We start from the raw sequence: 16,777 nt of genomic DNA, 5'->3' as shown, positions 1-16,777 counted from the left end.
AGGTGATGATTCACCCTCATCGGCAAGCGCCCACATGAATTACCTGATCAAATTGTTAAAGAGCAACTTTCTTGAGTTCGCTGCGACGGGCTCGGTGACCTGAACCGTGTTGCCTCAGCGAGGAAGGCGTATTCTACGCATTCCGTGGTGTTTGTCAAGGGCTGCTTTCAGCGCGTGAAGCGAGCGATCAATCCAACCAGCAGATGACGCTAACTTCCTGACAAACCGAAGGTTTTTCAACCTTCTTCACCGCTGGTAACGCTTGGCGTCCCCGGCAGCGGATGCGTACTTTACGGATTCGCTACCGGGTTGGCAAGGGCTTTTTTAAAATAATTTCAGCTCAGTGCTTGGGCTTGGCCTTGACCTTGGCCTTGCGCATGACGGCCAGCATCGGCCCTGAGCAGACGTAGGCACCAAACAGCAACAGCAACATGACCGAGGGCTGTACCGAGATCATTACGAATCCAAGCACCACCGCCAGCAGCACCACGAAGGGCACGGGCTTCTTGAAGTCCAAATCCTTGAAGCTGTAGTAACGGATATTGCTCACCATGAGAATACCCGCCGCGCCCACCACCACCAGCATCAGCAGCTTGAAGCCGAAGGCATCGGCGTCGAAGCTGTGGAATGTCCACACGCTGGCGGCGACCAGCGCCGCAGCCGAAGGGCTGGGCAAGCCGATGAACCACTTTTTGTCGACGCTGCCGATCTGTACGTTGAAGCGGGCCAGACGCAGGGCAGCACACGCCACATAGAGAAAGGCCACCACCCACCCGGTCTTGCCGATATCTTGCAGTATCCAGGTAAAGGCGACCAAGGCAGGCGCCATACCAAACGAGATCATGTCCGACAGGCTGTCGTACTCGGCCCCAAAAGCGCTTTGCGTATTGGTCATGCGCGCCACGCGACCATCCAGGCCATCCAGCACCATGGCGATGAAGATGGCCGCCGCTGCCGACGTGAACTCGCCATTGATCCCGGCCACCACGGCAAAGAAACCAGAAAACAGTGCCGACGTGGTAAACAGGTTGGGCAGCAGGTAGATGCCCTTGCGGCGAATCTTCTTGCCGTTTTCGACGGCCTCCTCCACGACTTCGGTTTCACGAAGAAAAGCAGCGGCAAGATCCTCGTTCCGCACGATTTCCTCTTCCTTCGACGAAGGAGTAGCCGCGCTGTCCGCGCCTGCAGCGGACGAAGGGAGCGATTCCTGCTCTGGGTCGCGAGCATCCTGAGTCATAAGTGTCATCCATTTAGAGTGAAGTCACGTTCACAAGTAACCCTTCTCATTCTACACGGTGAACCCTTGCCGACCACTCCTGGCAGACGGAATGCAAAACGCCCCGCAGCACGCAGAGGCGCTTCGGGGCGTTTTCATGACGCTGGTCGATCAGTTTTTGGACTTGTCGACCAGCTGGTTGGCAGCAATCCACGGCATCATGCCGCGCAGCTTGGCACCCACCTGCTCGATTTCGTGCTCGGCATTCAGGCGACGGCGTGCAGTCATGGAAGGATAGTTGGTGTTGCCTTCCTGGATGAACATCTTGGCGTACTCACCGGTCTGGATGCGCTTGAGTGCATTGCGCATCGCGGCACGGGACTCGTCGTTGATGACCTCAGGGCCGGTCACGTACTCGCCGTACTCCGCATTGTTGGAGATGGAGTAGTTCATGTTGGCAATGCCGCCTTCGTACATCAGGTCGACGATCAGCTTGAGTTCGTGCAGACACTCGAAGTAGGCCATTTCCGGTGCGTAACCTGCTTCGGTCAGAGTTTCGAAACCGGCCTTCACCAGCTCGACCGCGCCACCACAAAGGACCGCCTGCTCGCCGAACAGGTCCGTTTCGGTTTCATCCTTGAAGGTCGTCTCGATGATACCGCTGCGGCCACCGCCAACGCCTGCAGCGTAAGAGAGCGCCAGCTCTTTGGCGTTGCCAGAGGCATCCTGGTGGATCGCGATCAGGTCGGGAATACCGCCGCCCTTGACGAACTCGGAGCGCACGGTGTGGCCCGGTGCTTTCGGCGCGATCATGATCACGTCGAGGTCTTTACGCGGCTCGATCTGGTTGTAGTGGATGTTGAAACCGTGGGCAAACGCCAGGGTCGCACCTTCTTTCAGATTCGGCTCGACTTCCTGCTCGTAGATGGCTTTCTGGTTTTCGTCCGGCGCCAGAATCATCACGACGTCGGCGGTCTTGCACGCTTCCGGCACGCTGGCGACTTTCAGGCCCGCTGCTTCTGCTTTCGCCGCGGACGAGGAGCCTTTGCGCAGCGCTACGGTGACATCGACACCCGACTCTTTCAGGTTGTTGGCGTGGGCATGCCCCTGAGAACCGTAGCCAACGATGGTGACTTTCTTGGCCTGAATGAGGGAAAGGTCGCAATCTTTATCGTAGTAAACGTGCATGGCGAGACTCCAGAAATCGGTTGAATCAGATCGTTATCGTGTATGTGTCAGCGTTGATGGCCACCCGTGCTGTCTAGTGCAGCACTGGGATTCGGCGTTGAAGTCACTCTACGCCAGCAGCACCATTGCGTAAAACGCTATATTTGCAACATACTATTTCATAAAATGAAATCACACTCAGGGCATCGACCCCATGGATTTTCGTCTTCTCAAACACATGGCCACCCTGGCGGATACGCTGCATTTCGGGCGCGCCAGCGAGCTGTGCCATATCAGCCCTTCCACCTTGAGCCGCTCGATTCAGCAGGTGGAGAGCGAACTGGGCACCCGACTGTTCGAACGCGACAACCGGCATGTCACGCTGACTCCGCAAGGGGTCGCTTTCCTGCGCTACGCCAAGCAGACGCTGGAGCAGTGGGAAACCCAAAAGCGTACGCTGGCCACCAGCGCGACACAGCTCAGCGGGGAAATCAGCATCTACTGCTCGGTCACCGCCAGCTACAGCTTTTTGTATGAGCTGTTGAGCGATGTGCGGGTACGCCACCCCGGCATCGAGCTCAAGCTGCATACGGGTGACCCGGCAGACGCCATGAACCGCGTACAGGAAGGGGCCGATGACATGGCCATTACCCCCAGGCCTCGCATTCCTCCCAGCGCCCTGGCGTTCAAGTCGCTCACCCGCTCGCCGCTGTTGTTCATCGCCCCGACGGAAACCCATGCCTGGCTGCCTAGCCATCCGGAAAGCTCGACCGCCGAACAGTGGCGGCATGTGCCCATGATTCTGTCGGAGGCAGGCCTGTCGCGGGAGTACGCCAACACCTGGTTCAAGGCCATGGGCATTGCGCCCCGTATCTATGCCCAGGTGGCGGGGCATGAAGCCATCGTCAGCATGGTGGGGCTAGGGTTTGGGGTCGGTGTGGTGCCGCGTATCGTGCTGGACAACAGCCCGCTGGCAGAGCGTGTGCAGGTACTCAACGTCAAGCCCGAGCTGCCCCACTACGATGTCGGCCTGTGCGTGCTGAACCGGCGGCTGCAGAATCCCATGATCGATGCTTTCTGGACCACGGTGGCACCTCGCTAGCGGTATCCGCCTTGCGCCACTCAAAAACAAAAAACCGCCCGGCGAAGGGCGGTTTTGGGGTGGGTACTAACGCGCGATCAGAGCGACAGCACCTTGTCACCGCGGGCAATGCCGGAGACGCCCGTGCGCGCCACTTCCAGAATGCCCACCGGCGCCATGGCCTGCAGGAAAGCATCCAGTTTGGAGGCATCGCCGGTGATCTGAACGGTGTAGAGGCTCGGTGTCACGTCCACGACCTGGGCGCGGAAGATATCCACGGTACGCTTCACTTCATCACGGGCAGCGCCCAGCGCCTTGACCTTCACCAGCATTAACTCCCGCTCGATGTGGTTACCTTCGGTCAGGTCGACCAGCTTCACCACGTCGATCAGCTTGTTGAGGTGCTTGGTGATCTGCTCGATCACCCGGTCGTCACCGATGGTGGTGACCGTCAAGCGTGACAGCGACGGGTCTTCCGTCGGTGCTACGTTCAGCGTTTCGATGTTGAAGTTACGCTGAGAGAACAACCCGACTACACGTGACAGCGCACCCGGTTCGTTTTCCATCAGAATCGAGATGATATGACGCATCAGGTACGCTCCGTTTTGGACAGCAGCATGTCACGCATCGCGCCTAACGGCACTTGCATCGGGTAAACGTGCTCAAAGGGGTCGACCTTCACGTCCAGGAATACCAGCTCATGCTTGTTGGCAAAGGCACGCTCCAGCGCTGGCTCCAGCTCGTCCAGGGTAGTGACCGTGATGGCGGTAAACCCGTAAGCTTCGATCAGCATATGGAAGTCGGGCAACGACTCCATGTAGGAGTGCGCATGGCGGGATTTGTAGTTCAAGTCCTGCCACTGGCGCACCATCCCCAGCGACGCGTTGTTCAGGTTGACGATCTTGACCCCCACCCCGTACTGCTTACAGGTGGAAAGCTCCTGCATCATCATCTGGAAGCTGCCTTCCCCCGTGACACATACCACGTCGTCTTCGGGGAAGTTCTGCTTGATGCCCATGGCGGCCGGAAAGCCGAAGCCCATGGTGCCCAGGCCTCCGGAGGTAATCAGGCGGTTGGGCTTGTCGAACTTGTAGTACTGCGCAGCAAACATCTGGTGCTGGCCCACGTCGGTGGTGACGTACGCTTCGCCCCGAGTGACGCGGCACAGTGCCTCGATGACTTCCTGGGGCTTCAGCGCCTCGCCGGGCTTGGAGGGCTCATAGAGCTTGCCTTCCCGCTCGGCGCGCCAGCCGTCGATCTTCTGCCACCAGTCGACCAACGCTTCGGGGTGGGCAATCTCGTGCCCCTGCACCAGGCTGATCATCTCGTTGATGACACTGGCGGCTGGACCGACGATGGGCACGTCGGCACGCACGGTCTTGGAGACCGAACTGGGATCGACGTCCACATGGATGATCTTGGCCGTGGGGCAGAATTTCGACGTGTTGTTGGTCACGCGGTCGTCGAAACGTGCGCCGATGGCAATGATCAGGTCCGCGTGGTGCATGGCCATGTTGGACTCATACGAGCCGTGCATGCCCAGCCAGCCCAGGCACTGGCGGTCGCTTTGCGGGTAAGCGCCAATGCCCATCAGCGTGGTGGTGATCGGATAACCAAGCTGCTTCACCAGATCGGTCAAGCCTTCGCTGGCCTTGCCGGTGACCACACCACCGCCGGTGTAGAACACCGGGCGCTTGGCCTTCAGCATCATCTCGACGGCTTTCTTGATTTGCCCGGTATGCCCCCGGGTCACCGGATTGTAGGAGCGCAGTTTGACCTTCTTCGGGTACACGTACTCGTAGCGCTCGGTGGGCGCGGTCATGTCCTTGGGAATATCGACGACCACGGGGCCGGGGCGACCGGTAGAGGCCAGGTAGAAGGCCTTTTTCAGCACTTCCGGGATTTCAGAAGGGTGACGAATCGAGAAGCTGTGCTTCACGATGGGCCGGGTCACGCCGACGATATCGGTTTCCTGGAAGGCGTCGTCACCAATCAGGTGGCTCATGACCTGACCACACAGCACGACCATGGGAATGGAGTCCATGTAGGCAGTCGCGATACCCGTGACTGCGTTGGTCGCACCGGGGCCGGACGTCACCAGCACCACACCGGGCTTGCCGGAGGCACGGGCATAGCCGTCAGCCGCGTGGGTGGCCGCTTGCTCGTGACGCACGAGGATGTGCTTCACTTTGTCCTGGCGGAACAGCGCATCGTAAATATGCAGTGCCGCACCGCCAGGATAACCATAGATGTACTCTACGCCCTCATCTTGCAAGAAGCGGGCGATCATGTCTGCGCCGGAAAGCAGTTCCACTGTATTTCTCCCCTGGAGGTCTCGAGTGCGATCCGCAGGACATCCTGCGGGGTCGAGTGCGGCGGTATGCCGCTGCCGGCCCATGCCGGCACCTGATGCCAAACCCTGGCAATATGGCCCGGTTAGGGCCTGCACTCTCATCGGGAGCACGCGTTGCTGGTCACCATGGCCTGTCTGGACGTGGCGAGCTTGACGCGTGCCTCCCTTACACGGCGGTTTGCCGTGTCGGGGCGTTGGCCAGGTCAGGCGGTTAGCCCGAGCCCGGAAGTCCTTCGGCGGGTAGAGGCGTGAGCCTACCCTTCGCGCGGTGATGAGGGATTGCCCGCTGGTTCCGCGCCCGCAAATCAGGAACCCACAAGATTCCATTAGCGCCCTTGGCGTGTCAACCACCTATCCGAGCAAACGCAACAAAGGTCGCAGTCGCTGCAAAAAAATGCCCCGCCAGCGTCACTGACGGGGCATTCGCCCTATTTGATTGCGCAGCAAGCCCTTCCGGGATCAGCCAAAGATCAGCTTGCCTTCACCCGCGCTGATGCGAATGGTATCGCCCGGGGCGTACTTGCCAGCCAGCAGATCCTGCGCCAGCGGGTTTTCGATGCGGCTCTGGATGGCACGTTTCAGCGGCCGTGCGCCAAATACGGGGTCGAAGCCAACCACCGCCAACTGCGCCATGGCGTCGTCACTGATTTCCAGGCTCAGGTCGTGCTCTGCCAGGCGAGCCTTCAGGCGCTCCAGTTGAATACCGGCAATCGCTTGAATCTGCTCCTGGCCAAGGGCATGGAATACCACCACTTCATCGATACGGTTGATCAACTCAGGGCGGAAGTGATTGCCCACTACTTCCATGACTGCCTGTTTCATCAGCTCGTAGTCGCTGCCGTCGTCACTGCTGGTGTCGCCTCCCATGCGCTGGATGATGTCCGAGCCCAGGTTGGAGGTCATGACGATGACCGTATTGCGGAAGTCAACGGTACGCCCCTGACCATCGGTCAAGCGCCCATCTTCCAGCACCTGGAGCAGGATGTTGAACACATCCGGGTGGGCTTTTTCCACCTCATCCAGCAGCAGCACCGAGTACGGCTTGCGGCGCACCGCTTCGGTCAGATAACCGCCCTCTTCATAGCCGACGTAGCCAGGCGGTGCGCCAATGAGACGGGCCACGGAGTGCTTCTCCATGAACTCGGACATATCGATGCGCACCATGGCCTCTTCGGTATCGAACAGGAAATTGGCCAGCGACTTGCACAGCTCGGTCTTGCCCACCCCGGTGGGGCCCAGAAACAGGAACGAGCCGTTGGGGCGGTTGGGGTCGGAGAGACCCGCCCGGGAACGCCGCACCGCGTTGGCCACTGCTTCCACGGCTTCGTGCTGACCGATGACCCGTTCGTGCAGGGCATCTTCCATGCGCAGCAGCTTGTCACGCTCGCCTTCGAGCATTTTGGACACCGGGATGCCGGTCCAGCGGGACACGACTTCGGCAATCTCCTCTTCCGTCACGTTGGAGCGCAGCAGCTGATGGCTGGTGGTATCGGCTTCACCCTCACCCGCTTCGCTGATCTTTTTCTCCAGCGCGGGAATCTTGCCGTACTGCAGCTCCGACATGCGCCCAAGATCCCCCTGGCGGCGCGCCTGTTCGAGGTCGATACGCGCTTGCTCCAGCTCGGCCTTGAACTGCGCTGCACCCTGGATGCTGGCCTTTTCCGCCTTCCAGATTTCATCCAGGTCGGCGTACTCGCGCTCCAGCTCATGGATGTGCTGATTGAGGGCTTCCAGACGCTTTTTCGTGGCGTCGTCGGTCTCTTTCTTGAGCGCCTCCCGCTCCATCTTGAGCTGGATCAGACGGCGGTCGAGACGGTCCATCTCCTCCGGTTTGGAGTCCAGCTCCATACGGATGCGCGATGCAGCCTCGTCGATCAGGTCGATGGCCTTGTCCGGCAGCTGGCGGTCGGTGATATAACGGGTCGAGAGCTTGGCCGCCGCGATGATGGCCGAGTCGGTGATATCGACACCGTGGTGAACTTCGTAACGCTCCTTCAAGCCGCGCAGAATGGCCACGGTATCCGCTTCCGAGGGCTCGTCCACCAGCACTTTCTGGAAGCGCCGCTCCAGGGCCGCGTCTTTTTCGATGTACTGACGGTACTCATCCAGCGTGGTGGCCCCGACACAGTGCAGCTCGCCTCGGGCCAACGCCGGCTTGAGCATGTTGCCTGCGTCCATGGCGCCTTCCGCCTTGCCTGCGCCCACCATGGTATGCAGCTCGTCGATGAACAGGATCACCCGACCTTCTTCCTGGGAGAGCTCCTTGAGCACGGCTTTCAGCCGTTCTTCGAATTCCCCGCGGAATTTCGCGCCCGCCAGCAACGCCCCCATATCCAGCGAGAGCACACGCTTTTCCTTCAGGCCTTCGGGCACTTCCCCATTGACGATACGCTGGGCCAGGCCTTCGACGATCGCGGTCTTGCCCACGCCCGGCTCACCGATCAGTACAGGGTTGTTCTTGGTGCGGCGCTGCAACACCTGGATGGTGCGACGAATTTCGTCGTCACGACCGATCACTGGGTCGAGCTTGCCTTCCAGCGCTCGCTGGGTCAGATCGAGGGTATATTTGTTCAGCGCTTCACGCTGATCTTCGGCGTTGGGGTCGTCAACGCGGGAGCCCCCACGCAGGCTGTCGATGGCCGCCTCGAGACTTTTGCGCGTCAGCCCGGCCTCTTTGAGCAGTTTGGTGATGGCACCGTTCATTTCCAGCGCTGCCAGCAGCACCAGCTCGGAGGCAATGAACTGATCACCGCGCTTTTGCGCTTCGCGGTCGGTCAGGTTCATCAGTTTGACGAATTCCCGAGAAGGCTGGACCTCGCCGTCGAACTGGCTGACTTTGGGCAAGTCTTCCAGTTGGCGCTGCAAGCCGTCGCGCAGCCGGGAACCGCTGCCTTCGGCTTTTTCGATCAGCGCCTTGATGCCGGTATCGCGCGTGTCAAGCAACGCCAGCAGCAAATGGGCAGGGTCGAGTTGATTGTGGCCACGCCCCACGGCGAGGGATTGAGCCTCGGCAATGGCGGCCTGCAACTTGGCAGTAAATTTATCGAATCGCATGGAGTGCCTCCTGGGGGGGGTGCCGTGCGTTTCGACCCACGGCGCACCCCGATAACCTGTCGTTGAACGTGCTAAAGACGATTAGCTTGACAAGTAACATGGCGGCAGTTATGGCCATTTCAAGAGGCGTGCGATATTAACCAGCCGCTGCCCGACTGCTCACTTGATCCAGATCACGCTTGCCATGCGGCCGGTGTTGCCGTTATCCCGCCGATAAGAGTAAAAGCGCGATTCGCAGGCCGTGCAGAAGTGACCACCGCTGATCTGATGGATGCCCAACGCCTCCAGGCGAAAGCGCGCCAGGCGGTACAGGTCGGCCATGTAATGGCCCAGACGATAAGGGCTATGATCGAAGGCTTCTGCGGTGTCGGGCTGGATGGCCACGAAGGTGCCGTACACTTCCGGGCCCACCTCGAACTGGGCATTGGAGATCGCCGGGCCAAGCCACACCAGAATGTCTTCGGGGTCGCAGTTCATCGCTGCCACCGTGGCTTCCAGCACACCACCGGCGAGCCCGCGCCATCCGGCGTGGGCCGCCGCTACCTGGGTGCCCTGCCGATTGCAGAACAGCACCGGCAGGCAGTCGGCGGTCAGTACCACACAGGCATAGTCGCTGCTGCTGGCCACCGAGGCATCGGCTTCTGGCACGCTTTCCTGATACTCCTGCTGCACCCGTGCCCCGTGGGTTTGATTGAGCCACAGCAGCGGACGGCTATCGCCGATTTCCTTGTGCAGCAGCCGACGACAAAGCGCCACGTGGTCGGCGTTATCGCCCACGTGGGCTGCCGGGTTGAACGCCGCGAAGTCGTTCTGGCTGGGGCCTGTCTCGCGGGTGGTCACAAAGGCCTGCACGTTGGCAGGCGCCGCCCAATCAGGGCGCAGCAGCGTGGGGCGCAGGTCTATGGCATCGCTCATCGCATGGTCTCGCTATCTTCACGCAGATAATCCAGCAGCATCAGCAAATCGTCAGGCAGCTCCGCCTTGAAGGTCAGCGTTTCTCCACTGGTGGGGTGGACGAAGCTCAACTGGCGCGCATGCAGCGCCTGACGGGGAAATTCACGCAGAATCTCCTTCAATGGCCCGGCTGCCCCCGGCGGTAGCTTGGCGCGACCGCTGTACAGCGGGTCGCCCACCAGCGGAAAACGCGCATGAGACATATGCACGCGTATCTGGTGAGTACGCCCGGTTTCCAACTGGCAGCGCACGTGGGTGTGCGCGCGGAACCGCTCGACGACACGAAAATGCGTCACCGCAGGCTTGCCCGAGGCGGTCACGGCCTGGCGCTTGCGATCCTTCGGATGCCGACCAATGGGGGCGTCGATCGTGCTGCCCGACACCGGCTTGCCGAGCACGACCGCATCGTACTGGCGTGACACGGTCCGCGCCTGAAGCTGCTCCACCAGCGCCGTTTGCGCGGGCAGGGTCTTGGCCACCATCATCAGGCCAGTGGTGTCCTTGTCCAGCCGATGGACGATGCCCGCTCGGGGCACTTCTGCCAGCGAAGGGTGATGGAACAGCAGCGCATTGAGCAGCGTGCCATCGGGATTGCCTGCGGCAGGATGTACCACCATTCCCGCAGGCTTGTTGACCACCATGACGTCGTCGTCTTCATAAACGATGTCCAGGGCGATGTCCTGGGGCGCAAAGCGAGTGTCTTCTTCGATGGTGGCGTGGAGCGCCAACACTTCGTGACCGTGCAGCTTGGCCTTGGGCTTGGCCTTGGCCCCATCGACCGTAAGCTCTCCCGCATTGATCCACGCTTTCAAGCGCTCGCGGGAATAATCGCTGAACAACTCCGCGGCGGCCTGGTCCAAGCGTGCGCCCGCCAGGGTGGCGGGGACGCGCTGCGTGGCTTCCACAATTCGAGACATGAATGACCTCTTTATGACACAAACACGCCTACTTCTGGATGATACGACACCGCTAACCCCTTACAGCAAAGTATCGCCAAGCCTGCGTTTTGCGCTCAGGTGTTTTATAGTGGGCTGACTGCGACCTATTCTACCATTTCTACTTATGGCCATCGTCGCTTTTCGGTGATTGAGGCTTGTTTGCAACGAGGATGATGATGCGCGTTTTTTCCGCTGCCAACCGCTTTGGCGCCCTGGCCCTGAGTCTTGCCCTGTTAGCAGGCTGTGCCAGCAATGACACCACTCCGGAAGACGAAGACGAGCTTGCCGGTGTTCAAGAGCGCGAGCTGTATGAGCTGGCCCGTACGGCCCTCGACAGCAATCGCTACCCTATCGCCATCGAGCGCCTGGAAGCCCTGGACACCCGCTACCCGTTTGGCCCTCATGCCGAACAGGCCCAGCTCGAACTGATCTACGCCTACTACGAGAACAGTAACTGGGAAGAGGCCCGCGCGGCGGCCAGCCGATTCATTCGCCTGCACCCTGACCACCCGCAAGTGGATTACGCCTATTACCTGCGCGGGCTGTCCGCCTGGCAAGCAGGGCGCTTCAGCCTGGAACGCCTGCGCCTGATCGATATTTCCAAGCGCGACCTGGGCGCCTCACGGGATGCCTACAACGACTTCCGCGAGCTGATTCAACGCTATCCGCAAAGCCAATACGCCCCGGATGCCCAGCAGCGTATCGTCTACCTGCGTGAGCTGCTGGCTCGCCATGAGCTGCATGTCGCCGACTACTACCTGCGTCGTGGCGCCTTCCTCGCGGCCATCGAGCGCGGTCGCTGGGTCGTTGAAAACTATCCGGAATCCAACGCCACGCGGGATGCTCTGGCCACCATGGTAGAAGGTTACCAGGGCATGGGCATGCAAGATCGCGCCAGCGAAGTCCTGGCCGTGCTGCGTGAAAATGCGCCTGACCATGAGCAGCTTCAGGGCAGCCGTTTCGTGCCTAAATATAACGGTGGCCGCAACTAAATGACCTGTTAGTGAACATTGATCGCGGCATTCAGGACGCGGTCAATGTCTTACAAGCCGCAGTGACGACAACGGGCCCAGGGCTGGCCGCTGCTGGCAGCAGGCGCTATTCGCCTGGCTGCCAGCCATTGACGATGGGGTAACGCCGGTCACGCCCGAAACCACGCGGCGTGACCCGTACGCCTACCGGAGCCTGGCGACGCTTGTACTCGCAGCGGTCCACCAGCTTCACCACTTTGTAGACATCCTCCTCGTCGTAACCCGCCGCAATGATGGCTTCGGCGCTCATGTCCCCTTCGATGTAGCGCACCAGAATCGCGTCCAGCACATCGTAATCCGGCAGGGAATCGCTATCCTGCTGGTCAGGCGCCAGCTCTGCGCTGGGCGGACGCTCGATGACCCGCTCTGGAATGGCCAGCGACTGGGTGTTACGCCAACGTGCCAAGCGGTAGACCCAGGTCTTGTAGACATCCTTGATGGCGTTGTAACCGCCCACCATGTCGCCATAGAGCGTGGCATAGCCCACGGCCATTTCGCTCTTGTTGCCGGTGGTCAGCACCATCAGGCCCTTCTTGTTGGAAATGGCCATCAGCAGCACGCCTCGGCAGCGCGACTGCAGGTTTTCCTCGGTGGTGTCACGCTCGGTGCCCGCAAAGCTATCCGCCAGGGTCGTCATGAAGGCTTCTACCATGGGCTCAATGGGCATCACGTCATAATGCACCCCCAGCAACGTGGCCTGCTCGGCGGCGTCCTGTTTGGAGATGTCGGCAGTGTAGTGGTAAGGCATCATGACCGCCTGCACGCGCTGCGGCCCTAGCGCATCCACCGCAATCGCCAGCGACAAGGCGGAGTCGATACCGCCGGAAAGCCCCAGCACCACGCCTTTGAAGCCGCTTTTATTGACGTAGTCACGTAGTCCGGTGACCAGCGCACAGTAAAGGCTCTCTTCCGGCATGACCTCCGGCTCGATCTCTCCGGCCTGGGGCTCCCAACGCTCGGCGCTGGTTTGCAGCAGTTGAACGGGCATCAGCCCGGCTTGCCAGTAAGGGGCCAGCACCTTGAGCTGGCCCTGCTCATCCACACAGCAGGAACCGCCGTCGAACACCAGCTCGTCCTGGCCGCCAATGGTGTTGACATAGAGAATGGGGCGCTGAACGTCCTGAGCCCGCTGCTCCAGAAGGCGTAGCCGCTCGGTGGGCTTGTCCTGGTGGTAGGGCGAGGCATTCAGGCTGATCAATACTTCCGCCCCGGCCGCCTGCGCCGCCTTGACCGGCGAGCCTTCCCACAGGTCTTCACAGATCAACAGCCCCAGCTTGGCGCCCTTGTGCTCGTAGACCAGCGGCTGGGTGCCGGGGGTGAAGTAGCGCTGCTCATCGAACACCTGGTAGTTGGGCAGCGCCTGCTTGGCGTACTCCGCTTCCCACTGGCCGTTGTACAGCACGCCCGCCATGTTGTAGCACTTGCCTTCACGCACGCCGGGATAACCAATGATGACCAGCACGTCCCGGGCCACCTTCTCGGCCATTTTGGCGCGGGCTTCGCGCAGGCGCGCCTCCATGGAAGGCCTCAACAGCAGATCTTCCGGCGGGTAGCCGGAAAGAAACAGCTCGGGAAAGACCACAATGTCCGCCCCATGCTCGATCCTCGCCTCACGCACGGCCTCGATGGCGCGCGCGGCATTGCCGGGAATATCTCCCACTAGCGGGTCGAGTTGGGCCATTACCAGCGTTAAGTCTTGCATGGGCGTCAAAATCTCTTGAGAATCTTCAGAATACGATGGCACTTTGGGCATTGTCCCGCAAGGTGCGCCTGCTGGCAAAGGCCATACGGCTACAGGCGTACTGCCCGCTTTTTCCCGGTATGGGAGTTATCGAGGATGAACCTGTTGATCATTCGGCTGATTATTTTTGCGGTGCTGTTTTATGCAGGCCTGAAACTCTACGGCATGTATCGCCAGCACCGCCTTTCCCAGCAGCAGCCCCCCGCTCCTCGCCATGAAGGCGGGCAGATGGTGCGCTGCCGCTGGTGCGACGTCCACGTGCCGGAAAGCGAGGCACTGCGTGACCATGAGCAGTGGTTTTGCTGCAGCGCCCACCGCGACCGTTTCCTGCAGGAACAGCGTGATCGCGACGACGGTAATGCTTGATGCGCTACCCCCGACGTAGCGCCACCGGCAAGTAAGGCGCTGGGTCGATCAGCGGCTCACGGTCCAATAGCTGGTCGACCAGCAGATGCGTCGAGGCGGGAGCCAGTACCAGACCATTACGGTAGTGCCCTGCATTGACGAACACGTTGGGAAATTCCGGCAGCGCCCCGATGAACGGAATGCCGTCCGGGGAGCCCGGACGCAGCCCCGCCCAGTGATACGCCACGGGGTACCTGGCCAGCGCAGGAATGATGTTTTCAGCACTCTGGCGCAGCGACGCCAGGGCGTCCTGGTCGGTGGTTTTATCGAACCCGGCCTCTTCCAGCGTCGAGCCCACCAGCAGCAGACCATCGTTACGCGGAATCACATAGCGACCATCTTTCAGCACCACCCGCTGCACCAGCCCTGGCGGGGTCTGATAAGCAATCATCTGCCCTTTCACGGGCCGAACGGGCAACTGGACACCCAGGCCTTCCAGTAGCTGGGCTGCCCAGGCTCCGCCACATACCACTACTCGCTCGGCATGCAGCTCGCCCGACGCCATGGCCACCCCCACGACCTTGCCCTGACGCTGGAGGAAGCCGGTGACCTGACACTGCTCGACCAGCGTGACGCGCGGCATCGCCGCCAGCCGGGCCCGCAGCGCCTGGCCAAGGCGGGGGTTACGAATGCTACCCAGCGTCGGCATCCACAGAGCGCTCCCGCCAGAGGCCGGCGCGGCGGGCTCTTTCTGCTGCACGACCTCTGCCTCGACCCGTTCGAGCGGCTTGCCCATTTGCCGAGCCCACGCCAGCGCCTGCTCGTCATCTTCCACGTTCAGGTAAAGCAGGCCTTTCTGGCGATACTCGGGGTCGATGCCCGTTTCTTCCAGCAGCCGTAGCGCCAGCGTGGGGTAGACCCCTTCCGACCAGCGCGAGAGCCGCGACACCGGCTCAGCGTAACGCCAGGGGTAGAGCGGCGAGACGATACCCCCACCCGCCCAGGAAGCCTCCTGGCCACACTGCCCGCGCTCCACCAACGTGACCTGCTGCCCTGCATCAGCCAGCTGGAGCGCGGTCATCATGCCGATGACACCGCCGCCAATAATTAAGATATGGCTCACAAGCTTTGTCCGTTTTGGCTTACATAAAAAGAGCACAAGGCCCTCTAGGATAAGTCCCATGACCGTACACAGAGGGTCTCATGATGATATGCGATACCGCTGCACACCCACAGCCTGGCTCGGTTCAGCGAGGCTTTACGCTCCTCGAACTGATGGTGGCCCTGGTGCTGATGGCCGTCATGACTGCCTGGCTGGCCCCAGGTTTTCAAGCCTTGGGGCACCACAGCATGCTCAACAGTGAAACGACGCGGCTGCAGGCTGCGTTTGCCTTGGCGCGCAATACGGCCATTACCCAGCGCACGGCGGTCACCGTCTGCCCAGCCAACCCACAACACACTGCCTGCACTGCGAGCTGGCACGACACCTTGATGGTGGTGAAAGGACGCGCCACGGATACCGTCGAGCCAGAACACGTACTGCGCACCTTTCCCGGCCAGTTGGCCACCTACACCACCTATAGCCGTGGCTGGCATCGAGTGACGTACACGCCACTCGGCCATGCCAGCGGCTATAACGGCAGCTTCGACGTGTGCGCGACCGGTGAAACGGGCAAGCGGCTGGTGCTGAGCCAGTTAGGCAGACTGCGTATCGATACGTCGCCTATCGCCTGCTAGTCGGGTCAGCCTCAGGCAATACCGTCCAGGTAACGCTCTGCATCCAGCGCTGCCATGCAGCCACTGCCCGCCGAGGTGATGGCCTGGCGATAGATATGGTCCATGACGTCGCCACAGGCAAACACGCCTGGCACGCTGGTGGCCGTGGCGTTACCCTCGCTGCCGGACTGCACCTTGATATAGCCACCGTTCATTTCCAGCTGGCCTTCGAAAACGCCCGTATTGGGGCTGTGGCCAATGGCGATGAACAGCCCAGGTGCGTGGATCTCCTTGGTGCTGCCGTCCTGGGTCGACTTCACCCGCACGCCGGTGACGCCGGTATTGTCGCCCAGCACTTCTTCCACCTCGTAAAACCATTCCAGGGCGATCTTGCCTGCCTCTGCCTTCTCGAACAGCTTGTCCTGCAGGATCTTTTCGGCGCGAAGCGTATCGCGGCGATGGACCAGCGTGACCCTGGAGGCAATGTTCGACAGGTAGAGCGCTTCTTCGACCGCCGTGTTGCCACCGCCAACCACGATCACTTCCTGATTGCGGTAGAAGAAACCGTCGCAGGTAGCACAGGCAGAGACCCCCTGGCCCATGAACTGCTGCTCTGAAGGCAGCCCCAGATAGCGAGCGCTGGCGCCGGTAGCCACGATCAGGGCGTCGCAGGTATAGACGCCGCTATCGCCCTTCAGGGTGAACGGCTTCTCGCCCAGGCTCACCTCGTGGATATGATCGAACAGCACTTCGGTGTTGAAACGTTCGGCATGCTGTTTCATGCGCTCCATCAGCTCAGGCCCTTGTACGCCCTCGGCATCGCCAGGCCAGTTGTCCACGTCGGTCGTCGTGGTCAATTGGCCACCCGCCTGCATGCCGGTAATCAGCAGTGGCTTCAGATTTGCCCGAGCGGCATAAACCGCTGCCGTGTACCCCGCCGGGCCAGAGCCTAGAATGATCAAACGTTCATGACGCGTTTCCATGACACCACCTTTGTGACAATTGAGCAGAGTTCGTCGTCGACATTCGTTGCAGGGCCGACATTCGCAGAAGAGTCTGCCTGAAATGGCGTCGAGTACAAGTAATTACAAGGGTTGGTCTACGCTATTAGGCCAGGATAGCTTGAAAGGCGAGCCAGCCACACCCATGTGCTCTATATGGGCCATACTATTGATTAGCGC

The 16,777-nt window shown here is 60.8% G+C and carries 14 protein-coding genes; 4 read left to right on the top strand and 10 right to left on the bottom strand.

All coding sequences use genetic code 11. The annotated features are described in order from the left end of the window. Positions 1-340: 340 nt before the first annotated feature. Together pssA and ilvC are read right to left on the bottom strand one after the other, a co-directional pair. A complete protein-coding gene (pssA, locus tag B7L72_RS09525) occupies positions 341-1,237 on the bottom strand; it encodes a CDP-diacylglycerol--serine O-phosphatidyltransferase (protein WP_081194002.1) in 897 nt (298 codons plus the stop codon). Between the two features lie 150 nt (positions 1,238-1,387). Then, positions 1,388-2,404: a ketol-acid reductoisomerase gene (ilvC, locus tag B7L72_RS09520; RefSeq protein ID WP_016916053.1), complete on the bottom strand. Its 1,017-nt coding sequence runs from the start codon at positions 2,402-2,404 to the stop codon at positions 1,388-1,390. 193 nt (positions 2,405-2,597) lie between these two features. Here ilvC and ilvY point away from each other — a divergent pair, with 193 nt between their 5' ends. Next, a complete protein-coding gene (gene ilvY, locus B7L72_RS09515; RefSeq protein ID WP_081194000.1) occupies positions 2,598-3,485 on the top strand; it encodes an HTH-type transcriptional activator IlvY in 888 nt (295 codons plus the stop codon). Between the two features lie 77 nt (positions 3,486-3,562). Here the strand turns inward: ilvY and ilvN are convergent, their stop codons facing one another. From ilvN to rluD, 5 genes are all read right to left on the bottom strand, one after another. After that, on the bottom strand, positions 3,563-4,054 hold the full coding sequence (ilvN, locus tag B7L72_RS09510) for an acetolactate synthase small subunit (protein ID WP_016916051.1): 492 nt from the start codon (positions 4,052-4,054) through the stop codon (positions 3,563-3,565). Then, the gene (locus B7L72_RS09505) at positions 4,054-5,778 is read right to left on the bottom strand and encodes an acetolactate synthase 3 large subunit (protein WP_081193998.1); all 1,725 of its coding nucleotides are present in this window, start codon (positions 5,776-5,778) and stop codon (positions 4,054-4,056) included. Before B7L72_RS09505 ends, ilvN begins: the two co-directional genes overlap by 1 nt. A 498-nt stretch (positions 5,779-6,276) precedes the next feature. Then, entirely contained in the window at positions 6,277-8,871 is a 2,595-nt protein-coding gene (gene clpB, locus B7L72_RS09500; RefSeq protein ID WP_016916049.1) for an ATP-dependent chaperone ClpB, read from the bottom strand. A 159-nt stretch (positions 8,872-9,030) separates the two neighbouring features. Next, positions 9,031-9,786 (bottom strand): peptidoglycan editing factor PgeF, encoded by a 756-nt coding sequence (pgeF, locus tag B7L72_RS09495; RefSeq protein WP_081138872.1) that lies wholly within the window; start codon positions 9,784-9,786, stop codon positions 9,031-9,033. Continuing rightward, positions 9,783-10,742, bottom strand: a complete 960-nt coding sequence (rluD, locus tag B7L72_RS09490) for a 23S rRNA pseudouridine(1911/1915/1917) synthase RluD (RefSeq protein WP_081138870.1) — start codon at positions 10,740-10,742, stop codon at positions 9,783-9,785. The genes pgeF and rluD overlap by 4 nt, the downstream gene beginning before the upstream one ends. A gap of 197 nt (positions 10,743-10,939) precedes the next feature. Between rluD and B7L72_RS09485 the strand changes: the two genes are divergently transcribed. Then, positions 10,940-11,755 carry an outer membrane protein assembly factor BamD gene (locus tag B7L72_RS09485; RefSeq protein WP_016916046.1) on the top strand — a complete coding sequence of 272 codons (816 nt, stop codon included), beginning with the start codon at positions 10,940-10,942 and terminating at the stop codon, positions 11,753-11,755. A 106-nt stretch (positions 11,756-11,861) separates the two neighbouring features. On the opposite strand, the gene B7L72_RS09480 is transcribed toward B7L72_RS09485, so the two are convergent. After that, on the bottom strand, positions 11,862-13,496 hold the full coding sequence (locus tag B7L72_RS09480) for an NAD+ synthase (RefSeq protein ID WP_081193996.1): 1,635 nt from the start codon (positions 13,494-13,496) through the stop codon (positions 11,862-11,864). A gap of 135 nt (positions 13,497-13,631) precedes the next feature. Between B7L72_RS09480 and B7L72_RS09475 the strand changes: the two genes are divergently transcribed. Beyond that, a complete protein-coding gene (locus B7L72_RS09475) occupies positions 13,632-13,901 on the top strand; it encodes a PP0621 family protein (RefSeq protein ID WP_081138865.1) in 270 nt (89 codons plus the stop codon). A gap of 4 nt (positions 13,902-13,905) precedes the next feature. Here B7L72_RS09475 and thiO read toward each other — a convergent pair whose 3' ends face one another. Continuing rightward, the gene (gene thiO, locus B7L72_RS09470) at positions 13,906-15,003 is read right to left on the bottom strand and encodes a glycine oxidase ThiO (RefSeq protein ID WP_081193994.1); all 1,098 of its coding nucleotides are present in this window, start codon (positions 15,001-15,003) and stop codon (positions 13,906-13,908) included. 80 nt (positions 15,004-15,083) lie between these two features. Between thiO and B7L72_RS09465 the strand changes: the two genes are divergently transcribed. Beyond that, complete coding sequence (locus B7L72_RS09465) at positions 15,084-15,617, top strand: GspH/FimT family pseudopilin (protein WP_081193992.1); 534 nt, start codon at positions 15,084-15,086, stop codon at positions 15,615-15,617. Positions 15,618-15,628: 11 nt separating this feature from the next. On the opposite strand, the gene trxB is transcribed toward B7L72_RS09465, so the two are convergent. Further along, positions 15,629-16,579, bottom strand: a complete 951-nt coding sequence (trxB, locus tag B7L72_RS09460) for a thioredoxin-disulfide reductase (RefSeq protein ID WP_081193990.1) — start codon at positions 16,577-16,579, stop codon at positions 15,629-15,631. Positions 16,580-16,777: the final 198 nt, after the last annotated feature.

The sequence above is a fragment of the Halomonas sp. BC1 genome (assembly GCF_002078135.1).
Taxonomy (GTDB): Bacteria; Pseudomonadota; Gammaproteobacteria; order Pseudomonadales; family Halomonadaceae; genus Vreelandella; species Vreelandella stevensii.
The sequence above is the reverse complement of the archived record's forward strand: the minus strand, read 5'-3'. Positions and strand labels throughout refer to the sequence as shown.